Raw genomic sequence first — 21238 nt, 5'->3', positions numbered from 1 at the left:
CTTCCCTCCATTGTCGGCTTCAGTTCCATGAAAAAGGCGCCGGACGTTTCCGCCGGCGCCTTGATCGTCAACCAGATGCTGAAATCAGCAGCTGTAGTACATATCGAATTCGACCGGGTGCGGGTGCAGTTGCAGACGGGCGACTTCTTCCTGTTTCAGCTCGATGTAGCTGTCGATGAAGTCGTCATCCATGACGCCGCCCTTCTTGAGGAAGGCGCGGTCGGCGTCGAGGGCGTCCAGAGCTTCCTTCAGCGAACCGGCGACCTCGGGGATCGAGCCGCGCTCTTCCGGCGGCAGGTCGTAGAGGTTCTTGTCGGAGGCCGCGCCCGGATCGATGCGGTTCTCGATTCCGTCCAGACCGGCCATCAGCAGGGCGACGAAGGTCAGATAGGGGTTGCCCATCGGGTCGGGGAAGCGGGCTTCCAGACGCTTGGCCTTGGGCGACGAGACGTGCGGAATGCGGATCGAAGCCGAGCGGTTGCGGGCCGAATAGGCCAGCTTCACCGGCGCCTCATAACCCGGAACCAGGCGCTTGTACGAGTTGGTGGTCGAGTTGGCGAAGGCGTTGATGGCCTTGGCGTGCTTGATGATGCCGCCGATGTACCACAGACATTCCTGCGACAGGCCGGCGTACTTGTCGCCGGCGAACTGGGGCTTGCCGTCCTTCCAGATCGACATGTGGACGTGCATGCCCGAGCCGTTGTCGGCGAACATGGGCTTGGCCATGAAGGTCGCCGACTTGCCGTAGGCGTGGGCCACGTTGTGGATCACGTACTTATAGAGCTGCAGACGGTCGGCCATGGTCAGCAGGTCGCTGAACTTCAGGCCCAGTTCGTGCTGAGCGGGCGCGACTTCGTGGTGGTGCTTCTCGGGGTCGAGGCCGAGGTCCTTCATGACGCCCAGCATTTCACCGCGCAGGTCCTGACCCGAGTCGACCGGATTGACCGGGAAGTAGCCGCCCTTGGTCGCCGGACGGTGACCCATGTTGCCCTCGGCGTATTCAGCGCCGGTGTTGGACGGCAGTTCGATCGAGTCGAAGCTGTAGCTGGTGTTGTGCGGAGCAGTGCTCCAGCGCACGTCGTCGAACACGAAGAACTCGGCTTCGGGACCGAAATAGACCACGTCGCCCACGCCCGAGGACTGGACATAGGCCAGGGCCTTCTTGGCCATGGAGCGGCTGTCGCGGTTGTAGGGCTCGGCCGTATCGGGGTTCAGGACGTCGCAGAACAGGAAGAGCGTGGTCTGCTGATAGAAGGGGTCGATGTAGGCGCGGTCCAGGTCCGGCTTCAGCAGCATGTCGGACTCGTTGATGGCCTTCCAGCCCGCGATCGACGAGCCGTCGAACATGGTGCCTTCTTCCAGGAACTCTTCGTCCACCAGGTCGATGTCGAAGGTCACGTGCTGCAGCTTGCCGCGCGTGTCGGTGAAGCGGATGTCGACGTACTGGACGTCCTTGTCCTTGATCTCTTGAAGGATCTTCTGGGCGGCGCTCATGGCACGGGTCCTGTGAAGTAGGGGAGGTGAACGAAAAGCGGCCGCCCTGGAGGGGACGGCCGTGGTGGAGAGGTCAGATAGCCTGAGCGCCGGTTTCGCCGGTGCGGATGCGGATCACGTCTTCCAGGGCGGAGACGAAGATCTTTCCGTCGCCGATCTTGCCGGTGCGGGCTGCTGTCTGAATGGCGTCTACGACGGCGGGAGCCAGATCATCGGCCACGACGACCTCGATCTTGATCTTGGGCAGAAAGTCGATGACGTACTCGGCGCCGCGATAAAGCTCGGAATGACCCTTCTGGCGGCCATATCCCTTGGCCTCCAGCACGGTCATGCCCTGCACCCCGATATCCTGGAGAGCGTCTTTCACTTCATCCAGCTTGAATGGCTTGATGACGGCTTCAATCTTCTTCATGGCGAGTCCCGAGCCGGCTCCCTTGGTTGGTCCGACGCTCGGGGGGTAAAGGGACATTGCATTGCACAATAAGGCAAGCAATTTTCGTGCGTAGAGGCCATCCGTGAACGGAATTCGATCATGAACCCGATCAATGACCCCATGACATGGCAAAGCCGGCTGCCCTGGCCTGACGCAGAAGCTCACAAGCACGCTCGCGGCCGTCTCGGCGTGGTTTCCGGTGGCGCGCTGTCGACGGGGGCGGCCAGGCTGGCGGCGCGAGCGGGTCTGAGAATCGGCGCCGGCCTGGTGAAGGTGTTCTGTCCGCCGGAAGCGGCGCCCGTTCTGGCGCCGACCCTCGAAGCGGTCATGCTGGCCAGTTTCGTGTCCGGTGATCAACTGGCGGAGTTGGCTCAGCCGATGGATGCTGTGGTGATCGGGCCCGCAGCGGGTCTGACCGAGGCGACGGGCGCCAATGTCGCTGCTCTGGCGCGGACCGGAGCGGCCCTGGTGATCGACGCCGACGCCCTGACCCTGTTCCGCGACCGACCCAACGATCTGTTCGCCTGTCTGGACCGTGACGATGTCCTGACGCCGCATGAGGGCGAGTTCGAGCGGTTGTTTCCCGGTTTGCTGGTCAAGGGGCGCGAGGCGGCGGCGGTGGAGGCTGCTGCGCGCGCCGGAGCGGTCGTGGTGTTGAAGGGCGGCGCCACCGTGATCGCCGCGCCGGATGGGCGCTGGGTCGTCAACGGCAACGGCTCGCCCTGGCTAGCGACGGCGGGCAGCGGCGACGTTCTGGCGGGAATGATCGGTGGCTTGTTGGCCCAGCACATGGACAGCTTCGACGCGGCTTGCGCGGCGGTCTGGATGCACGCGGATGCGGCCAAGCGGTTCGGACCGGGGTTGATCGCAGAAGATCTGCCGGGACTGATCCCTTCGGTGCTGGCCGGGCTCTGTCCAGGCTGAGAACCTGTGGTGCGGATGAGAGGACTCGAACCTCCACGCCTCTCGGCGCCAGAACCTAAATCTGGTGCGTCTACCAGTTCCGCCACATCCGCATAGGTAGGCGAAAGCCTGTAGGCGAGGGCGGAGGATTGGGCAATCAGCATAAGCTGCGCTGCATCAAAAAAGGCCCCGGATCGCTCCGGGGCCTTTCTCTTTTTGGTTTTGGCCTACCGCGCTTTGCGCTGCTTGAGGCCGAGGCCGGACCGACCCGAGGATCAGTCCTTCTTGTTGTCGACGCCGTGGCCGAGGGCTTCCACGGCCGTTTCCAGCGTGGCGTCCTCGGTGATGTCGATGCCCTTGGCCAGCTTGGAGTGCCAGAAGCCGTAGGCGGCGTAGATGATCGCGCCGATCGCCGCATAACCGCCCAGCAGCATCAGCGGCAGGGGGTTGTCCTCGGCGGCGTGCTGGAACATCGGGATCAGGTTCTGGCTGGCCAGGAAGAGGCAGGCCAGGATGCCCAGAACCGCGGTGAAGACGCCGCCCGGCACCTTGAACGGGCGTTCCATCTCCGGGTGCTTCACGCGCAGGACGATGACCGACAGACAGACGATGGCGAAGGCCGTCGCCGTGCCCAGCGACACCAAGTCGCCCAGGATCGAGATGGGCAGGAAGGCCGCCGCGATGGCGATCAGGATGCCCAGGACGATGGTGCCGATCCAGGGGGTGCGGAACTTCGGGTGCACCTTGGCGAACGACTTCGGCAGCAGGCCGTCGCGGGCCATGGTGTAGAAGACGCGCGTCTGACCGTAGCAGAGCACCAGCATGACCGAGGACAGACCGGTGATGGCGCCGATCTTGATCAGGAAGGCGATCAGGTTCAGCTGACCGCTGGGCGAAGCCGCCAGCGGCACATTGGCCCATTCCAGGCCCATGCGGTCGATGGCGACGGCGATCGGCGCCGGCGAAGCCAGCTCCAGATAGGGCACCACGCCGGTCATGACGGCGGCGACGGCCATGTAGATCAGGGTGCAGACGAACAGGGCGCCCAGGATGCCGATCGGCACGTCCTTGGACGGGTTCTTAGCCTCGGCGGCGGCGGTCGAAACCGCTTCAAAGCCGACATAGGCGAAGAAGATGATGGCCGCGCCGCGGAAGATGCCGCCGACGCCGAACTGACCGGCCTGGCCGGTAGGCTCGGGGATGAAGGGGACCCAGTTGTCCGGGTTGATGTACTGGATGCCGACGGCGATGAAGGTCAGCAGAACGATGATCTTGATGACGACGATAGCGTTGTTGATGTTCGCCGATTCCGACACGCCCAGGACCAGCAGGCCGCAGACGGCGGCGATGCCGACAGCCGCGACCAGGTTGAAGGTGCCCGTCATCGGGAAGGAGGTCGCGCCGGCGTTCTGGACCAGCTGGACCAGAGGCGTGGCCCACTGGGGGCCTTCGCCGCCTGCATATTGTATGGTCGGGAACAGACTGGCGCTGAGGCCGAAGTCGTTCATGATCGACACGACATAGCCGGACCAGCCGACCGCGACGGTCGAGGCGGCGACGCCGTATTCCAGCACCAGCAGCCAGCCCATGATCCAGGCGAAGACCTCGCCCAGGGTGCCGTAGGCATAGGTATAGGCCGAACCGGAAACCGGCATGGTCGAGGCCAGTTCAGCATAGCAGAGACCTGCGAGGGCGCAGGCGAAGCCGGCGACGACGAAGGACAGCATGATGGCCGGGCCGGCGTTGGCCGAGGCGACCTGACCCGTCAGAACGAAGATGCCGGCGCCGATGATGGCGCCGATGCCCAGGCTCATCAGATTCAACGGACCCAAGGTCCGTTTCAGCTCGCTCTTGGCGGCTTCCTTCTGGATCTGGGTAATGGATTTTTTGAGAAATAGCCGGTTGCCGGCTGGCTTTACGCCGTCTGCGGACATGAAGTCGCGCCCCCAATTACGCAACGACCCCTCCCGGGTCGTCTTCTTGGGGGCGGACGCTAACCATCCGAAGGGCCGCGCGCAACGCGGTTTCGATTGGATGAAGCGACGACGACGCTTTCGTGAACGGGGCCGTTGCGGCTAGAGCCCATCTGATGCTGCCGATTCACGCCGTACTGGAGCCGCTTAAAGCGGCGCTGAGCGCAACCAATGCGGTCGTTCTGGCCGCGCCGCCTGGCGCGGGCAAGACCACGGTCGTGCCGCTGGCTCTTCTGGATCAGCCCTGGCTGGGTGATCAGAAGGTGCTGGTGCTGGAGCCGCGCAGGCTGGCGGCGCGGGCGGCGGCCGACCGAATGGCGGCGAGCCTGGGTCAGAAGGCGGGTGGGACCGTCGGCTATCGAACCCGGCTGCAGAGCCGCATCGGTCCCGAAACGCGCATCGAAGTCATCACCGAGGGCGTCTTCACGCGGATGATTCTCGACGATCCGGCGCTGGAAGGCGTCGGCGCAGTCCTGTTCGACGAGTTCCACGAACGCAGTCTGGACGCCGATCTCGGGTTGGCTCTGGCGCGAGAGAGCCAGTCGGTGCTGCGTGACGACCTGCGGCTGCTGGTCATGTCGGCGACGCTGGACATCGCCGGCGTTTCCAAACTTCTGGATGGCGCGCCGGTGATCGAGGCCGAGGGACGGATGTTCCCGGTCGAAACCCTCTACCTGGGCCGCAACGCCGCCGAGCGATTCGAGGACGCCGTGGCGCGAGCGGTCATGCAGGCGCTGGGCGATCAGGCGGGATCGGTGCTGGTCTTCCTGCCGGGGCAGGGCGAGATTCACTGGACGGTTCAGCGTCTGAACGAGCGACTGCGTGATCCTTCGGTCGATGTCGTGGCTCTCTATGGCGCACTGGACAAAGGCGAGCAGGACCGGGCCATCGAGCCGGCGCCGCCTGGCCGCCGCAAGGTCGTGCTGGCGACCTCGGTGGCGGAAACCAGCCTGACCATCGAGGGCGTGCGGGTGGTGATCGACGGCGGTCTGTCGCGCGTGCCCAGGTTTGAGCCGTCCAGCGGCTTGACCCGACTGGCGACGGTCAAGGTCAGCCGCTCGTCGGCGGAACAACGGCGAGGGCGCGCCGGTCGTGTTGAGCCGGGCGTCTGCTACCGCCTGTGGGACGAGGAACAGACGCGGGGTCTGGTCCCGCATCAGCGACCCGAAATTCAGGAAGCCGACCTGACCGCCTTTGCGCTGGATCTGGCGCGCTGGGGCGCGAAGTCGGTCGAGGGGCTGGCTCTGCTGGACCCGCCCCCTGCAGGAGCCTTGGCCGAGGCGAGAAAGGTGCTGACCCGGCTGGGCGCGCTGGACGCCAAGGGCGATCTGACGGCGCACGGGCAGCGGCTCACCCGCATCCCGCTGCCGCCGCGACTGAGCCATATGGTGGCGGTCGCTTCGGATCAGGACGATGCGCTTGGCGGTGCTCGGATCGCGGCAGTGCTGAGCGAGCCGGGGCTGGGCGGGAATGGCGTCGATCTGTACGACCGGTTGAAGAGGCTGGAGCGGGACCGCTCGCCGCGCGGGCGCGATGCGATGAAGCTGACCGAGCGTTGGGCGCGGGCGGCTGGGGGCGGCTCAGGTGGAGAGGCGGACGCGGGCCTGTTGCTGGCCGAGGCCTTCCCGGAGCGGATCGCGCGGGCGCGGGGCAAGCCGGGCGAGGTGCTGCTGGCCTCCGGGCGCGGGGCCTTTCTTGATCCGACCGAGCACATGGCGCGGGAACCCTGGCTGGCGGTGGCGGAACTGGGTGGCGGGGATGCGCGCGACCGTATTCGGCTGGCGGCGGCGCTGGACGCGACGACGCTGGAGGCCGATCTGGCGCATCGGATCGAGGTCGAGGATCGACTGGCGCGAGAACCCTCGGGCAAGCCGGTGATCCGTCGCATCCGCCGCATCGGCGCGCTGGTGTTGGACGAGAAGGTGGTCGGCGCGCCGGACCGGGCGACCATGACAGCGGCGTTGAAGTCCGAGGTCGAGGCAGGCGGGGTGTCGGCGCTGAACTGGGGCGAGCAGGCGGGCGCGCTGCGGGTGCGGCTGGCCTTCTTGCGCGGTCTGGATGCGACCTGGCCTGACGTGTCGGACGAAGGCCTGATGGCCACGTGCAAGGACTGGCTGTGGCCGCTGCTCGAGGGGGCGCGTTCGCTGGGCGACATCGGCGACGGCAAGCTGGCCGAGGCCCTGCGCGGGCTGATCCCGTGGGATTTGCAGCGCAGGCTGGACGACCTGGCCCCGCCGCGCCTGACCACGCCGCTGGGTTCGGCCTCTATCGACTATGCCGCCGAGGGCGGGCCGCGCGTCGAGATACGGGTGCAGGAACTGTTCGGGGTGAAGACGCATCCAACGGTCGGCGGCGGGCGGGTCCCGCTGACCCTGTCCCTCCTGTCGCCGGCGCGACGGCCGGTGCAGGTGACCAGGGATCTGCCGGGGTTCTGGGCCGGATCATGGGCGGCGGTGCGCAGCGAGATGCGCGGGCGCTATCCGCGCCACCCCTGGCCGGAAGATCCCGCCAACGCCGAGGCCACCAGCCGGGCTAAGCCGCGCGGAACCTGACTGGCTTGACGAGGCGTTGCGGTACGGCGCAATGACCGTGCAGCAATGCAAGGATTTCGCGTGGCCGACGCTGCACTCTCACCGCCTTCCGCCTCAAAGCGGAGAATTCTGTTCGCCAGTCTGATCGGCACCACGATCGAGTTTTTCGATTTCTACATCTACGCCACGGCGGCGGTGCTGGTGTTTCCCTCCCTGTTCTTCCCGGGCGAGGATGCGACGACGGCCATGCTGTCGTCCTTCGCGACTTTTTCCATCGCCTTCTTCGCGCGCCCGGTTGGAGCGGTTGTCTTCGGCCATTTCGGCGACAAGGTGGGGCGCAAGGCGACCCTGGTCGCGGCCCTGATGACCATGGGGCTGTCGACGGTGGCCATAGGCCTGCTGCCGACCTGGCATTCCGTCGGCGTGGTCGCCCCCCTGCTGCTGGCCCTGTGCCGGTTCGGTCAGGGCCTGGGTCTGGGCGGCGAATGGGGCGGGGCGGTGCTGCTGGCGACCGAGAACGCGCCTCCGGGCAAGAAGGCCTGGTACGGCATGTTCCCGCAGCTGGGCGCGCCGATCGGCTTCATCCTGTCGACCCTGAGCTTCATCATCCTGACGGCGACGCTGCCGAACGAGCATTTCCTGGCCTGGGGCTGGCGCATTCCCTTCATCGCCAGTTCGCTGCTGGTCTTCGTCGGCCTGTGGGTGCGGCTGCGCATCACCGAGACGCCCGAGTTCAAGAAGACCATCGACAAGGCCGAGCGCGTCGAGACGCCGATCCTGACTCTGCTGGCGCGGCACAAGTTCGCCTTGCTGACCGGGACGCTGGCGGGGATGGCGACCTTTGTTCTCTTCTACCTGATGACGGTCTTCGCCCTGGGCTGGGGCACGACGGCGATGGGCTATACGCGCGAGCAGTTCCTGCCGATCCAGCTGTTGGGGGTCTGCTTCTTCGGCCTGTTCATCCCGCTGGCGGCGTTGGCGGCGGATCGTTGGGGGCAGGGGCGGACGCTGCTGGTCACGTCCGTCGCCATCGCCCTGTTCGGCCTGGTTCTGGCGCCCCTGTTCGGCGGCGGAGGACTGGCCGGCGTCGTGGCCTTCTTCATCATCGGCTTCAGCCTGATGGGCTGCACCTATGGGCCGCTGGGCGCGGCGCTGGCGCGGCCCTTCCCCACGGCGGTGCGCTACACCGGGGCGTCGATGACCTTCAATCTGGCGGGAATTCTGGGGGCGTCGCTGGCGCCCTTCGCAGCGACCTGGCTGGCCGGTCACTATGGATTGAAGGCCGTGGGCGCCTATCTGGCGGTCGCCGCCCTCCTGACCATCCTGGCCCTGCTGGGCATGAACCGGATCAAGACGGACGGCGAGACGTAAGCGTCAGATGTCTGTGCCGTAGGCCGCGTCGGTCACGGCGTAGACCATGATGCCGGTGGCGATGGCCAGGTTCAGGCTGTCGGCCCGGCCGCGCATGGGGATCTTGACGTTCAGGTCGCAGGCGGCGGCCAGTTCGTCGGTCAGCCCGGCCTGTTCATTGCCCATCAGGATCAGGGCCGGATGGCGGACGGGGCTGTCGCGATAGCCGTGCTTGGCGTCCAAGCGGGTGCCGATGACGCTGCCGGGCCATTTGGCGCGCCAGGCCAGGAATTCCTCACGCGACGCCTTGCTGATGGTCACGGCGAAGACCGAGCCCATGGTGGCGCGGACGGCCTCGACCGAGAAGGGATCGACGCAGTCTTCGATCAGGATGACCCCGCCGCAGCCGGCGGAATCTGCCGTGCGGATGATGGTGCCCAGGTTGCCCGGATCACGCACTTGCTCCAGCGCCACCCAGCAGGGTTTGGCGTCGGGCCGGATGGCGTCCAGCGGGGTATAGACCTGCTCGAACACGCCCAGAACCGTCTGCGGATTGTCGCGACGGCTGATCTTTTCGAGGATGGCGTGGGTGACGACGATGATCTGGCCGCCGGCCCTGATGGTCTCGGCCTTGGCGCGGTCCAGCAGCGGATGGGGCCGGGCCTCGTCGCCGACGAGCAGCATGACCGGGGCGCGGCCCTGATCCAGAGCCTCGCCGATGAACTTCAGGCCCTCGGCCAGGAAGCGGCCCGTCAGGTCGCGCTCCTTGCGCATGTGCAGGGCGCGGACAGACTTGATGGTGTCGTTGGTCAGGGAGGTGATCACGCGCTCGACCATGTCAGGCGCTCCATCGGGCGAAGAAGCTAAGGCCGATGGCGCGGGCGTCGGGACCGTCCTCGGACAGGGCCAGTTCGCCCCAGTCGATGCGTCCGCCGCGATCATGGGTCGCCTCGGCCATCATGTGCGCCAGCGACAAGCCCGAGATCCGCGCCGCATAGGCGTTCAGCAACAGGAAGGAGGCGTCGTCGGACAGCAGGGCGGCGCAGTCCTTCAGCAGGTCAGGCATGTCCTCGAACAGGCGCCAGACCTCGCCGTTGGCGCCCCGACCATATTTGGGCGGGTCCAGGATGATGCCGTCATATTTCGAGCCACGCCGGACCTCGCGCGCCACGAACTTGCGGGCGTCCTCGACGATCCAGCGTATCGGACGGTCGGCCAGGCCTGACAGTTCCGCGTTCTCGCGGGCGTAGGCCACGGACTTCTTGGAGGCGTCGACGTGGGTCACGTGCGCGCCCGCCGCCGAGCAGGCCAAGCTGGCCATGCCGGTATAGCCGAACAGGTTCAGGATCCTAGGCTGGTCCAGGGTACGGATGCGCGCGTCCAGCCACTCCCAGTTCGCGGCCTGCTCGGGGAAGAAGGCCAGATGGCGGAAAGGTGTGAACCGCCCCATGAAACGCACGTCGCGCCACTTCAGCGGAAAGGCGTCGATGGGGCCGTGGGCGTCGAAACGCCAGCGACCGGAATCCTCTTCCTCCTGCTGCGGATCGAACATGGCGTTGGCGCGCTCGAAGGCGCTTTCGTCATGGGCTTTCCAGAAGCACTGCGGCTCAGGACGCACGACGGTATAGCGGCCGTAACGCTCCAGCTTGCGGCCGTCGCCGCTGTCCAGAAGGGCGTAGTCCGACCACCCGCGCGTGACGAGGGTTTCGGGCGAGGAGGAGAGAACCGGAGCCATGCGCGCTGATAGGCGCTCAGGCCGCGGCTCGTCCAGACTCTGTGACCAAGTGTGCAGGAACGGCGCTTGCGTCTTCATCCACAATGTCGGGCGAATGCGCCGTCTTGTCCCAGCGATGCGGTTCCATGATGAGGCGCACAGCGGCATGAGCGAAGGCCAGACTGAGCAGGGACCAGTAGATCGGCGCCGCCAGCATGTCCCACGGAGAAAAGCGAATACCGGCGCGGCGTGCGCCGATAGCTGCTGTCAGAACGGCGGCGGCCGTTCCGGTCGCCAGGGTGCCCAAACCGAGCCAGGGAACGTCAGACAAACGGCTTGCCAGGAGGGACATAAGGAAGAAAACGCAGATCCAGGCGACGGACAGGGCATGAAGCGCTGCTGAGACTGAAGCCACGCCGAGTGTCAGGGCCAGAGCGGACCAACCTCTCCACCCCATGCCTGAAGTGGAGCGGGTGTGCACCAGCAGGGTTTGCAGATAGCCCTTCAGCCAACGGGTCCGCTGAGGCAACCAGTGGACCAACTCGCCCGGAGGCGGTTCATATGTAGGGCGGCTGAGGACGCCCAATCGCCAACCTCGTCGCCAGATACGGAAACCGAGGTCCGCATCCTCGGTCACATTCCAGGCGTCCCATCCTCCCAAGGCACGCAAGGCGGAGATTCGAAAGTGATTGCTGGTTCCGCCCAAGGGGAAGGGCAAGCCCATTCGCGCCATTGCAGGCAGGGTGATTTCAAACAAGGCCGCATATTCGGCGGCGAACTGCCTGTCCAGAAAACCGGATCTGTTCGACGACTTGCGCAGTCGCCTTATCCTGAGCGGCGCCTGAAAACAGACCATGTCCTCATCCGCCGTGCGGAACCGTGCTGCGGCTTCTTGCAATTGCAGCGGGTCCGGATCGTCCTCGGCGTCGTAGACGGTGAGCAGATCTCCTCGCGCGAACTGCAGTGCGTGATTAAGGGCGCGTGGCTTGGTGGTCGGGGCGCCGGGCGGCGCTATGAGAATCTGCAGCCATGAAGGCAGAGTCAGAGACCGGGCGGTCTCGATGGTCTTTTGATCGTGAGCTTCCAGCACCAGATAGCCATCCAGAAGATCGGCTGGGTAGTCGATCGCCTCGAGACGCCCGATCAGAGGGGGGAGGATTTCCGTTTCATCGTAGAGGGCCACCACCACCGAATAGCGGGGTAGCTCCGAAGGAGGGAGCCAGGGCGTCGTCATGGCCTTGGGCGGACCGCCTTGGCTCGCCATGATGGTCATCAGGCGCCAGGCGATGACCAAGACGAATCCAAGCTGAATCATCAACGTCAGCGCGCCGCCGACATAGGGCCAGCAGGCAACCGACGCTGTAGTGGTAACGGCAGCCAGAGCTATCACTAGAAGTTGTGTTCTTGTGGCGGTGATCTTGGCGTCGCCAGGTTTGGGAGCGGAATCTTCGAACCTGGCTTTTCGTGGACGCATCAAAGCCCGACCTATGGTTGTTGATGCTATTAACTATGATGTTTGTGGCTTGGCAAGCGATTGGCGATTCGTCGGTGAAGGGGTTATGCAAGACGTCTTGCCTTCATGGAGTGCTGGATTGCCTGGCGACCCGATCCAAACGCCGCGTTCGGCCCGCAAGCCCAAGGGCGAAGGCCACGTTCGGCGCACAGAGATACTGGCCGCCGCTGAGCGCATCTTTGTCGAGCATGGCTATGAGGGCGCCACGATCCGCAAGATCGCCGACGAGGTCGGTCTTTCATCGACGGCGCTCTATATGCATTTCGCCGACAAGAGCGAGATGCTGCACGAGATCTGTCGTGGCGCGTTCGAGGCTCTGATCGCTTCGCACCACAAGATCCTGATCGAGGACGAACCGGCGGAAGCACGGCTGCGGCGCATGATCGAGGCCTATATCCGGTTCGGCTTCGACAATCCGAACGCCTATCGGCTGACCTATCTGACCCGTCCCGTCGAAGCGCGCGAGGGCGCTCAGACCGTGGCCCAGGAGACGGGTTTCGAACTGTTCAGGTCGTTCGTCGCCGTGGTCGAGCAGGCCGTCGCGGCCGGCCGCATGAAGGGAGACCCAACGACCCTGGCTCAGGCCATATGGGCTTGTGGTCACGGCATTGTCTCGTTGCGGATAACCAAGCCCTATTTCGAATGGGCGGATCGGGATGAACTGACCCGTGTCACGCTGGACGCCCTGTTCGCGGGGCTGCTGAGGCCGTGAGGTCCTTGTACGGAGCCACCATGCTGGCTCTTCTGGTTGTTGCGCCTGCAGTGGCCGAGGCGCGTCCCTTGCGGGTGCTGTCGCTTGACCAGTGCGCCGATCAGTATGTTCTGGCGCTGACGCCCGAGGCTGATCTGGCCCTGTCGTCACGAGCGGACGACCCGGATTCCTGGATGCGTCAGGCGGCGCGGGGCCGGCCTCGGGTTCGACCGACGCTGGAGGCGGCCATAGGGTTCCAGCCTGACGTCGTGGTTCGCTATTGGGGTGGTGAGCCGCGCCTGCTGGCGGCGCTGGAAAAGCGCGGGACGCGGGTGCTGAACATCGACGACGCCACCGATATGGATGGGGTCCGTCAGAACCTGAGGTCCGTATCGCAGGGCCTGGGACAGGACGCGCGCGGTCAGGCTCTGATCACCCACATGGACCGGCGGCTGGCACAGGCGGTGGGCGGCGGGCGAGGACGGGAAGCCGTCTATGTCACGCCCGGCGGCTATACGACCGGAGCGGGGTCGCTGATCGATTCCATTCTGAAGGCGGCGGGGTTTCGCAACGGCGTGATCGGGCCGGGTTATCAGCCGCTGGGGATCGAGAAGATCGCCCTGAGCCCACCAGCCCTATTCGTGCGGGGCTTCTTCCAGCAATGGCGGGCGGACTGGCGCGGGCCGGGACGGCATCCGGTGGTCGCACGCGCGGCCAGGGGCCGGACGGTGACGGACCTGCCGGCCTCGACGCTGAGCTGTCCCGCCTGGTTCGCGGCCGACGCGGCGGCTCTGCTGGCGGAGGCCGCGCGATGAAGAGACATTTGAGTCTGAGCCTCGGGTTGGCGGCGGCGATCCTTCTGGCCCTGGTCGGGGCGGTGCTGTTCGGCGAGACGGTGCTGTCGGCGGCCCAGTATGGGCAGGCCCTGGCCGATCCGGCTTCGGGACCGGGCGAAGTGTTGTGGCAGGTGCGGGCGCCGCGGGCGGTCTGCGCCCTGATGGTCGGGGCCGCGCTGGGTCTGGCCGGGGCGGTGCTGCAAGGCCTGTTGCGGAACCCGCTAGCGGATCCGGGCGTGCTGGGCGTGTCGGCCACGGCGGCGCTGGGCGCGGCGGGAGCCATTGTGTTGGGGGCTGCGGCCATTCCTGGACTGGTCGAGGGCGCGGCCCTGATCGGCGCGGCGCTGGCTGGCCTGTTGCTGGTCGCCATAGCGGCGCGGGTGCGGGCGCCCGAGGCGCTGATCCTGTTCGGGGTGGCGCTGTCGAGCTTTGCAGGCGCGCTGACGGCCCTGATCTTCAACCTGTCGCCCTCACCGATCGCCTCGGCCGAGGTGATGAACTGGCTGCTGGGTTCGGTGCAGAACCGCAGCTGGATCGACGTGGCCTGGGTCGCGCCGGCGCTGGTCGTGGCCGCCGTCTTCGCGGCGAGGTCTTCGCCGGGTCTGCGGATGCTGACCCTGGGCGAAGAGGCGGCGCGGGCGTCGGGCCTGTCGATGGGCCGAATGCGGGTTCTGGCCTTGATCGCCTCGGCGGTCGCGGCGGGCGCGGCGGTGGCGGTGGCGGGGGTGATCGGCTTTGTCGGTCTGGCCGCGCCGCATCTGGTGCGGGCTGCGGTGCGCGGCGATCCGGGAAGATTGCTGCTGCCCTCGGCCTTAACGGGCGGACTGATGCTGGTGCTGGCCGATCTGGCGGCGCGTCTGACGCCGACCGATCAGGAACTTAAGCTGGGCGTGTTAACGGCTCTGGTCGGCGCGCCCCTGTTCGCCCTGATCGCCTGGCGCGCGGCGCGGGAGTGGCGGCTGTGAGCGCCTTGCTGGAACTTGACGGCGCGGTCGCCCGCTTGGGCGCGGCCACGGTGTTGGACGGGGTTAGCCTGTCGGTCGCGGCGGGCGAGCTGGTGGCCCTGTGCGGGCCAAACGGCGCGGGCAAGTCCAGCGCCATTCGCGCGGCTCTGGGCCTGACGTCCTTGCAAGCGGGCATGGCGAAGCTGGCCGGCGAGGACGTGCGGCGTCTATCTGAGCGTGAGCGCGGGGCGCGGGCGGCCTATCTGCCGCAGGAACGGCATATCGCCTGGAACCTGCCTGCCATTGAGGTGGCGGCTCTGGGCGCGCCCTTCCTGGCCGGAGATGCGGTGTTGCAGCGCGCGCGTGCGGCGCTGGACGAGGTCGGGGCCGGGCATCTGGCGCAGCGTGGCGTGGCCGAGATGTCGGGCGGCGAGCGGGCGCGAGTGCTGCTGGCGCGGGCCCTGGTGGTTCAAGCGCCCCTGCTGCTGGCGGACGAGCCCATCGCCGGGTTGGACCCTGACGCTCAGCTTTTGGTGCTGGAATGCTTGCGGGCGCGAGCCGATGCGGGCGGGGGCGTACTGGTCAGCCTGCACGACTTGACGCTGGCGGCGCGGATCGCGGATCGGGTGGTGGTGCTGGACGCCGGGCGGGTCGTCGCGGATGCGGCGCCGGTCGAGGCCCTGTCGCCCGGCGTGCTGCGTTCGGCCTTCCATCTGGACGGGGTCTGGATCGAGGCACCCGACGGACCGCTGCTGGCGGCCCGTCGTCTTACCTGATTTAGGGCTGGTAGGCGCGCGGGCCGCTGTTGGGCGGGGTGCCGCGGGCCAGGTCGGCGGAGGGCGTCAGCGGAGCCGAGCCGCCGTTCAGTCGGGCGCGATAGACCTGCATGTTCTCCATCACCCGCATCATGTAGTTGCGCGTCTCGGTGAAGGGGGCGCACTCGATGAAGTCGATGGGATCGACCTGCTGGCTGCGCGGGTCGCCGCAACGGGCCACCCATTGCGGAGGACGCGCCGGGCCGGCGTTGTAGCCGACCGTGGCCAGAAGCGGCGAGCCGCCGAAGTTGTTGATCAACTCGCCCAGATGATAGCTGCCCAGGCGCATGTTGGCGTCGGGGTCCCACAGCTGTTCCGCCGAGAAGCCGATGCCCATGCGGCGGGCCACGCCCTGGCCGGTGGCGGGCAAGAGCTGCATCATCCCGCGCGCGTCAGCATGCGAACGGGCCAGCGGGTCGAAGCTGGATTCCTGGCGCGTGATGGCCAGGGTGAACTCCAGCGGCGCGGCGCCCGAGGTCTGAGGCGGCATGCGGACCGGATACATGCGCTCGGGCATGACGAAGCCGCGCTGGCTGGCGGCGCGCCCGACCATCATGGACCCGAACTGGTCGCCATAGCCCTGCATCAGGTCGAACAGTTGGGTCAGGTCGTAGGGCGAGGGCAGGGTGTCGTCGAGGTGATAGGCGAAGACTCGCATCAGGGTCTTCTCGCCCGCCGCGCCCAGAATGCGGGTGGCGCGCACGACCTCATTGCCCTCGAAGCGGTTGACGTCTTCGGGCGTGGGGGCAGGTTCGCCCGGCAGGGTCAGGGTGGTGATCCCGGCCTTCTCGGCGGCGAGCTGGCCATAGAAGGTCTGCCAGTGCTCGGCGCCGGCCTGATACCAGCGCAGAGCGCCTTCTCGGTCGCCGCGCGCCTCTGCGGCGCGACCCAGCCAGTAGAGGGCGCGGCCCTGGGTGATGGGGGTCGAGGAACTGTTGCGCAGGACCTCGAAATGCTGGGCGGCGGCGGCCGGGTCGTTCAGCTTGGTCAGGGCGACCCAGCCGGCGAAGAACTCGGCGTCCACCTTGCGCTCACCCGAGGGGAAGCCGTGGCCGTTCATGGCGGCGTAGGCGGCGCGGGGATTGCCCTGTTGCAGGGCGTCCAGGAAGTAGTTGCGACGCTCGCTCCACAGCGTGTCCTGACCTTCCTTGTGCGAGGGCGCGGCGGGCAGGGCGGACAGCAGGGGGAAGGCCTCGGACTGGCGACCGGCCGAGCGCAGCAGGCGCACGCGTTCCAGCGCGACGGCGGGGTCATTGGCGACAGCCGGACTCAGACCCGCAACGACGGAGTCGGGTGAATAGGCGGTGCGCAGGGCCATGGCGGCGCTGGCGACGGCCTGGCGGTCGGCGGGCACCATGGCGGTCATGGCGCGGGTCGCCGGGCCGTGCGGGCCAAGCAACAGCATGTTCAGGCGCACGACATGGTCGTCGGTGTTCAGCCAACCGCCCCAGCGATTGGCGATGACGGACTGTTGCGCTTCTTCGAAGGAGCGGGTGCGCCACCAGTCGCGGATCAGGGCCTGGGCTTCGCGACGCTGCCCCTTTTGCTCCAAGGCGCCGGCCAAGGCGATCGCGCCTTCGGCGGTCGTCGGGGCCGTCCCGTTGAAGAAGGCGATGACCGTATCCGGCGAGGCGTTGGCCATGCCCAGGGCGCGTTCGCCCGCCGCTCGGCGCGAATCACCTCGCGGCCAGTTGGCGAGGTCGGTCTGGGCGCGGGCCAGATCGGTGTAGGAAAGCTGCTTGTCGGACGTATCGACCAGGGCCCATTCGACCAGCTTCTTCGCCGTGGGATCGGAAATACGGCTCATGATCGATTGCGTCCCGATCACGTCGCGGGCGCGGGCGGCGGCCAGACCTTGCTGGAACAGGGCCATGTCCTGGCCGCTGATGACGCCATTCTGGCTGGAGGAATAGGCCGCAGGCGTGCTGTTCAGCATGTCCTGGGTCGGCGGAGTCAGAATCGCCAGGGCGGCGGCCACGGTCGTCGCGATCATCAGATGTCCGATCCTCATTCATCACTGGTTGCGGCCGAGCGGCGAGCAACCTACGCTCCCTGCCTCTTCAAAAGAGCGGCCTATGCCGCCCGAAACACCGCGCAGGTAACTTGTTTCAATGACCGCCCCCTTGTTCAAGGGCGTGATCACCGCCTTGATCACACCTCTTCGTGACGGAAACGTGGACGAAGGGGCTTTTGAAAAACTCCTGGAACGTCAGATCGCCGCTGGCGTCCACGGCGTTGTCCCGGTCGGCACCACCGGAGAAAGCGCCACCCTGCGCATGGACGAGCACAAGCGCGTCATCGAGCAGTGCGTCCAGATTGCGGCGGGTCGGGTTCGCGTGATCGCCGGCGCCGGATCGAACGCCACGCATGAGGCGATCGAGCTGTCGGCCTTCGCCAAGGAGGTCGGCGCCGACGCGACCCTGGTGGTGACGCCCTATTACAACAAGCCTTCGCAGGAAGGCATGATCGCCCACTTCGAGGCGATCTCCGACGCCGTGCAGATTCCCATGGTCCTGTACAACGTCCCGAGCCGTTGCGGCGTCGATCTGTCGAACGAGGCGGTCGCGCACCTTGCGAAAAACCCGAACATCGTGGGCATCAAGGACGCCACCGGCGATATCTCCCGTGTCAACTGGATGCGCCGTCATGTCGACGGTCCGTTCGACCTGATCAGCGGCGATGACACCACCTGGCTGGGCTATGCCGCCAGCGGCGGCGTGGGCGTGATCTCGGTCACCTCCAATGTCGCGCCGGAAGCCATGGTCGCCATGTACAATGCGGTCGCCGCCGGCGATTACGCCACGGCGCGCGCCTGGCAGGATCGCCTGATCGACCTGCACAAGGGGTTGTTCCTCGACAACTCTCCGTCGCCGGCCAAGTACGCCCTGGCCAGGCTGGGCCTGTGCAGCGAGGAGGTCCGCCTGCCGCTTTCGCTGACCCGTGACGCCGTGAAGCCCGCCATCGATCAAGCCATGGCGGCGGCCGGAGTCATCTGATGGCGGCAGACGCGCCCAAGAAGGTGATCGCCGAGAACCGGCGTGCGCGCTTCGACTATTTCCTCGAGGACTATATCGAGGCCGGGATCCAGCTGCTGGGGACCGAGATCAAGGCGCTGCGCGACGGTCGGGCCAATATCGCCGAAAGCTATGCGGCGGTGGAGGGGCGTGAGATCGTCCTGATCAACTCGGACATTCCGCCCTACAAGCAGGCCAACCGGTTCAATCACGAGCCGCGCCGCCATCGGAAGCTGCTGCTGCACCGCAAGCAGATCGACAAGCTGATCGGCGCCGTCCAGCGCGACGGACGAACCATCATTCCGGTGCGCCTGTATCTGAATGAAAAGGGCAAGGCCAAGCTCGAGATCGCTCTGGCCAAGGGCAAGAAGCTGCATGACAAGCGCGAGGCGTCTGCCGAACGCGACTGGCAGCGCGACAAGGCTCGGCTGTTGCGCGACAAGGGCTGAGTTTGCGGTTCCGCTTTGCGGCGCGCGCGACGCGCGATAAACGATAATTCCTGGGGCGCGTCTTGCGGAGTTCACGGTGAAGATAGCCGAACGCTGGTTCGTTATGGCGGGCGTCGCCTTGCTGGGCGGCATCGCCGTGGCCGGTCTGGTCGTGGCCATCTATGCGGCCTGGGTCCTGCACGACATGCCGGACGCGTCCGAGCTGGCGGATTATCGTCCGGCCACCGCGACGCGGGTCTATGCCGGCGACGGCACCTTGATCGGAGAGTTCTCGGACGAGCGGCGCATCTATGTCACCTATGATCAGGTGCCGGAGCAGGTGATCCATGCCTTCTTGGCGGCCGAGGACAGCCACTTCTTCCAGCATGGCGGCATCGACGTCTCCGGCATCGGCCGGGCCATGTTCAAGAACGTCTTCAACGTCCTGTCGGGACGTCGCCTCGAGGGCGGTTCGACCATCACCCAGCAGGTGGCCAAGAACGTCCTGCTGACCAACGAATCCAGCCTGAATCGCAAGCTGAAGGAAGCTATCCTCTCCAGTCGTCTGGAAGCGACCCTGACCAAGGAACAGATCCTCGAGCTGTACCTGAACGAGATCTACCTGGGTTATCGCTCCTACGGCGTGGCTTCGGCGGCCTACAACTACTTCGGCAAGTCGCTGAACCAGCTGACGCCGGACGAGGCGGCCTTCCTGGCGGCCCTGCCGAAGGGGCCGAACAACTATAATCCGAAACGCCATCCGGAAGCCGCCAAGGGGCGCCGCGACTGGGTTCTGGGCGAGATGGCCGACAACAAGTGGCTGTCGCAGCAAGATCTGGCCACGGCGCTGGCTCGTCCGTTGAACACGCGCGCCGCGCCGCGTCGCGCCGAGTACGCCGACGCCGACTTCTTTGTCGAGGAGGCCCGCCGTCGCGCTATCGGCCTGTTCGGTCAGGAAGAGGTCAATCGCGGCGGCTACTACATGCGCACGACTCTGGACCCGCAGTTGCAGTCCGCCGCGCGTGAAGCCCTGATGAACGGGTTGGAGAACTATGACCGCCGGCATGGCTGGCGCGGCGCCTGGGGCACGACCGATTTCGCGGAAGGCTGGCAGGCCGAGGCCCTGAAGAAGAACACCCCGCCCGAACGTCGCACCTGGCAGCCCGCTGCTGTGGAAAGCGTCAGCGGCAATAATGTTCGTATTCGCACGGCGCGGGATGATCGTACGGGCGCCTTGATCGTCTCGGACGCCGCCTGGGCCAACGCGAACCGGCCCCTCAAGCGCGGCGACCTCATCTTTGTCGAACCACGTGGCGGCCAGTATGCGCTGAAGCAGGTTCCGGCTGTGAACGGCGCCCTGGTGGCTATTGAACCGCAGTCGGGCCGCGTCCTGGCCATGGTGGGCGGCTATTCCTACGCCCTGTCCAGCTTCAATCGCGCGACCCAGGCCCGTCGCCAGCCGGGTTCAGCCTACAAGCCGTTTGTCTACGCCGCCGCTCTTGAAGGCGACTTCAACCCGACCAGCATTGTTCTGGACGCCCCGATCAGCTTCCCCGGCGGCGCCAACGGCGGTCGCTGGACCCCCGAGAACTACAGTCGCCAATACTATGGCCCGCAGACCCTGCGTCGCGGTCTGGAACTGTCGCGCAACGTCATGACCGTGCGCCTGGCCCAGGCGGTCGGCATGAAGAATATCGTCGACCTGTCCAAGAAGATGGGCGTGGTCGATGACATGTCGCCCAATCTGGCCATGTCGCTGGGGGCAGGGGAGACGACACCCTATCGGATCACCGCCGCCTACGCCGCCTTCGTCAACGGGGGCCGCAAGATCGACCCCTATCTGATCGAGATGGTCCAGGATCGGAACGGTCAGACCATTCATCGCGCCGACCGCCGTCAGTGCCGCGATTGCGGGCGCGGATTCAGCGGTCAGGAATCGCCGCGTCTTCAGGATCGTGGAACCCAGGTCATCGACCCGATCACCGCCTATCAGATCAGCTCCATGCTGGAGGGCGTGATCCAGCGCGGCACGGGCGCCAGCGCACGCGGTCTGGGGCGCTGGGTGGGCGGCAAGACCGGCACCACCAATGAGTATCGCTCGGCCTGGTTCGTGGGCTTTTCCAGCGACATCGTGGTCGGTGTTTTCGTCGGCTTTGACGACAACCGTTCGCTGGGCGGCGGCGAGGCCGGGGCGGCGACCGCCGTGCCGATCTTCACCGACTTCATGCAGACTGCCCTGAAGGAGCGTCCGGCTCGCCCCTTCGTCCGTCCCAAGAATGCAGTTTTCCGCACGGTCAACGGCATCGAGGAAGCCTTCCGCCCGGGCACGGAACGACATGTTCGCGAGGACGCGCCTCGACCTGTTCAGCCGGAAGGGCCGCAGAACTACTACGACGTGGTTCGCCGCGAGCAGGAGGCGGCCAAGGGACCGGCGCCGTCCAGCGCCGCGCCTGCGCCCGTGGCGCCGCCTCCGCCCAAGAAGGAGCCCGCCGAGGACTTGAGCGGACTCTACTGAGGCTTTAGGTAGACCCACCAACCGGCGCGCCTGTCCGCAGGCGCGCCGTTTTTCATCTTGCTTTCCCTGCCGTTCCGCATGCTT

17 protein-coding genes and 1 tRNA gene are annotated in these 21238 nt (G+C 66.5%); 10 read left to right on the top strand and 8 right to left on the bottom strand.

Going from position 1 to position 21238, the window contains the following annotated elements:
* Nucleotides 1-84: 84 nt before the first annotated feature.
* Together glnA and ACZ5XO_RS08360 are read right to left on the bottom strand one after the other, a co-directional pair.
* Complete coding sequence (gene glnA, locus ACZ5XO_RS08365; RefSeq protein ID WP_464161910.1) at nt 85-1494, bottom strand: type I glutamate--ammonia ligase; 1410 nt, start codon at nt 1492-1494, stop codon at nt 85-87.
* Nucleotides 1495-1567: 73 nt separating this feature from the next.
* The gene (locus ACZ5XO_RS08360) at nt 1568-1906 is read right to left on the bottom strand and encodes a P-II family nitrogen regulator (protein ID WP_105563500.1); all 339 of its coding nucleotides are present in this window, start codon (nt 1904-1906) and stop codon (nt 1568-1570) included.
* A gap of 120 nt (nt 1907-2026) precedes the next feature.
* Here ACZ5XO_RS08360 and ACZ5XO_RS08355 point away from each other — a divergent pair, with 120 nt between their 5' ends.
* Nucleotides 2027-2851 (top strand): NAD(P)H-hydrate dehydratase, encoded by an 825-nt coding sequence (locus ACZ5XO_RS08355; RefSeq protein WP_464161909.1) that lies wholly within the window; start codon nt 2027-2029, stop codon nt 2849-2851.
* A gap of 7 nt (nt 2852-2858) precedes the next feature.
* Here ACZ5XO_RS08355 and ACZ5XO_RS08350 read toward each other — a convergent pair.
* Both ACZ5XO_RS08350 and ACZ5XO_RS08345 read right to left on the bottom strand, forming a co-directional pair.
* A tRNA-Leu gene (locus ACZ5XO_RS08350) sits at nt 2859-2943 on the bottom strand.
* Nucleotides 2944-3105: 162 nt separating this feature from the next.
* Nucleotides 3106-4764 carry an amino acid permease gene (locus ACZ5XO_RS08345; RefSeq protein WP_464161908.1) on the bottom strand — a complete coding sequence of 553 codons (1659 nt, stop codon included), beginning with the start codon at nt 4762-4764 and terminating at the stop codon, nt 3106-3108.
* Between the two features lie 155 nt (nt 4765-4919).
* On the opposite strand from ACZ5XO_RS08345, the gene hrpB reads away from it, so the two are divergent.
* Together hrpB and ACZ5XO_RS08335 are read left to right on the top strand one after the other, a co-directional pair.
* Nucleotides 4920-7355, top strand: coding sequence for an ATP-dependent helicase HrpB (gene hrpB / locus ACZ5XO_RS08340; protein WP_464161907.1), 2436 nt, complete (start codon nt 4920-4922; stop codon nt 7353-7355).
* A 60-nt stretch (nt 7356-7415) separates the two neighbouring features.
* Nucleotides 7416-8705, top strand: coding sequence for an MFS transporter (locus ACZ5XO_RS08335; protein ID WP_464161906.1), 1290 nt, complete (start codon nt 7416-7418; stop codon nt 8703-8705).
* 3 nt (nt 8706-8708) lie between these two features.
* On the opposite strand, the gene ACZ5XO_RS08330 is transcribed toward ACZ5XO_RS08335, so the two are convergent.
* From ACZ5XO_RS08330 to ACZ5XO_RS08320, 3 genes are read right to left on the bottom strand one after another with little or no spacing between them, the layout of a single operon-like run.
* On the bottom strand, nt 8709-9521 hold the full coding sequence (locus ACZ5XO_RS08330) for a TrmH family RNA methyltransferase (RefSeq protein WP_464161905.1): 813 nt from the start codon (nt 9519-9521) through the stop codon (nt 8709-8711).
* Nucleotide 9522: 1 nt separating this feature from the next.
* Nucleotides 9523-10419, bottom strand: coding sequence for an RsmD family RNA methyltransferase (locus tag ACZ5XO_RS08325; RefSeq protein ID WP_464161904.1), 897 nt, complete (start codon nt 10417-10419; stop codon nt 9523-9525).
* 16 nt (nt 10420-10435) lie between these two features.
* Nucleotides 10436-11692: a glycosyltransferase family 2 protein gene (locus ACZ5XO_RS08320; protein WP_464161903.1), complete on the bottom strand. Its 1257-nt coding sequence runs from the start codon at nt 11690-11692 to the stop codon at nt 10436-10438.
* A gap of 298 nt (nt 11693-11990) precedes the next feature.
* On the opposite strand from ACZ5XO_RS08320, the gene ACZ5XO_RS08315 reads away from it, so the two are divergent.
* The 4 genes from ACZ5XO_RS08315 to ACZ5XO_RS08300 are packed head-to-tail and all read left to right on the top strand — an operon-like array spanning nt 11991 to nt 15158.
* Nucleotides 11991-12623: a TetR/AcrR family transcriptional regulator gene (locus tag ACZ5XO_RS08315; RefSeq protein WP_464161902.1), complete on the top strand. Its 633-nt coding sequence runs from the start codon at nt 11991-11993 to the stop codon at nt 12621-12623.
* A gap of 20 nt (nt 12624-12643) precedes the next feature.
* Complete coding sequence (locus ACZ5XO_RS08310) at nt 12644-13417, top strand: ABC transporter substrate-binding protein (protein ID WP_464161901.1); 774 nt, start codon at nt 12644-12646, stop codon at nt 13415-13417.
* Nucleotides 13414-14403, top strand: a complete 990-nt coding sequence (locus tag ACZ5XO_RS08305; RefSeq protein ID WP_464161900.1) for a FecCD family ABC transporter permease — start codon at nt 13414-13416, stop codon at nt 14401-14403. Before ACZ5XO_RS08310 ends, ACZ5XO_RS08305 begins: the two co-directional genes overlap by 4 nt.
* A complete protein-coding gene (locus tag ACZ5XO_RS08300) occupies nt 14400-15158 on the top strand; it encodes an ABC transporter ATP-binding protein (protein ID WP_464161899.1) in 759 nt (252 codons plus the stop codon). The genes ACZ5XO_RS08305 and ACZ5XO_RS08300 overlap by 4 nt, the downstream gene beginning before the upstream one ends.
* 1 nt (nt 15159) lies before the next feature.
* Here the strand turns inward: ACZ5XO_RS08300 and ACZ5XO_RS08295 are convergent, their stop codons facing one another.
* Nucleotides 15160-17190, bottom strand: coding sequence for a lytic transglycosylase domain-containing protein (locus ACZ5XO_RS08295; RefSeq protein WP_464161898.1), 2031 nt, complete (start codon nt 17188-17190; stop codon nt 15160-15162).
* A gap of 118 nt (nt 17191-17308) precedes the next feature.
* Between ACZ5XO_RS08295 and dapA the strand changes: the two genes are divergently transcribed.
* The 3 genes from dapA to ACZ5XO_RS08280 all read left to right on the top strand — a co-directional run bounded on the left by dapA (nt 17309) and on the right by ACZ5XO_RS08280 (nt 21154).
* Nucleotides 17309-18193 carry a 4-hydroxy-tetrahydrodipicolinate synthase gene (gene dapA / locus ACZ5XO_RS08290; protein WP_464161897.1) on the top strand — a complete coding sequence of 295 codons (885 nt, stop codon included), beginning with the start codon at nt 17309-17311 and terminating at the stop codon, nt 18191-18193.
* A complete protein-coding gene (gene smpB / locus ACZ5XO_RS08285) occupies nt 18193-18660 on the top strand; it encodes an SsrA-binding protein SmpB (protein WP_105563368.1) in 468 nt (155 codons plus the stop codon). Before dapA ends, smpB begins: the two co-directional genes overlap by 1 nt.
* Before the next feature lie 103 nt (nt 18661-18763).
* Complete coding sequence (locus tag ACZ5XO_RS08280; protein ID WP_464164882.1) at nt 18764-21154, top strand: penicillin-binding protein 1A; 2391 nt, start codon at nt 18764-18766, stop codon at nt 21152-21154.
* Nucleotides 21155-21238 lie beyond the last annotated feature (84 nt).

This window comes from Brevundimonas sp. T2-11 (assembly GCF_055397675.1).
The sequence above is the reverse complement of the archived record's forward strand: the minus strand, read 5'-3'. Positions and strand labels throughout refer to the sequence as shown.

What these genes read in the sequence shown, in the direction of transcription:
- glnA (WP_464161910.1), bottom strand. Translation starts at nt 1,494, where the DNA reads ATGAGCGCCGCCCAGAAGATCCTTCAAGAGATCAAGGACAAGGACGTC.
- ACZ5XO_RS08360 (WP_105563500.1), bottom strand. Translation starts at nt 1,906, where the DNA reads ATGAAGAAGATTGAAGCCGTCATCAAGCCATTCAAGCTGGATGAAGTG.
- ACZ5XO_RS08355 (WP_464161909.1), top strand. Translation starts at nt 2,027, where the DNA reads ATGAACCCGATCAATGACCCCATGACATGGCAAAGCCGGCTGCCCTGG.
- ACZ5XO_RS08345 (WP_464161908.1), bottom strand. Translation starts at nt 4,764, where the DNA reads ATGTCCGCAGACGGCGTAAAGCCAGCCGGCAACCGGCTATTTCTCAAA.
- hrpB (WP_464161907.1), top strand. Translation starts at nt 4,920, where the DNA reads ATGCTGCCGATTCACGCCGTACTGGAGCCGCTTAAAGCGGCGCTGAGC.
- ACZ5XO_RS08330 (WP_464161905.1), bottom strand. Translation starts at nt 9,521, where the DNA reads ATGGTCGAGCGCGTGATCACCTCCCTGACCAACGACACCATCAAGTCT.
- ACZ5XO_RS08325 (WP_464161904.1), bottom strand. Translation starts at nt 10,419, where the DNA reads ATGGCTCCGGTTCTCTCCTCCTCGCCCGAAACCCTCGTCACGCGCGGG.
- ACZ5XO_RS08310 (WP_464161901.1), top strand. Translation starts at nt 12,644, where the DNA reads ATGCTGGCTCTTCTGGTTGTTGCGCCTGCAGTGGCCGAGGCGCGTCCC.
- ACZ5XO_RS08305 (WP_464161900.1), top strand. Translation starts at nt 13,414, where the DNA reads ATGAAGAGACATTTGAGTCTGAGCCTCGGGTTGGCGGCGGCGATCCTT.
- ACZ5XO_RS08295 (WP_464161898.1), bottom strand. Translation starts at nt 17,190, where the DNA reads ATGATCGCGACGACCGTGGCCGCCGCCCTGGCGATTCTGACTCCGCCG.
- dapA (WP_464161897.1), top strand. Translation starts at nt 17,309, where the DNA reads ATGACCGCCCCCTTGTTCAAGGGCGTGATCACCGCCTTGATCACACCT.
- smpB (WP_105563368.1), top strand. Translation starts at nt 18,193, where the DNA reads ATGGCGGCAGACGCGCCCAAGAAGGTGATCGCCGAGAACCGGCGTGCG.
- ACZ5XO_RS08280 (WP_464164882.1), top strand. Translation starts at nt 18,764, where the DNA reads ATGGCGGGCGTCGCCTTGCTGGGCGGCATCGCCGTGGCCGGTCTGGTC.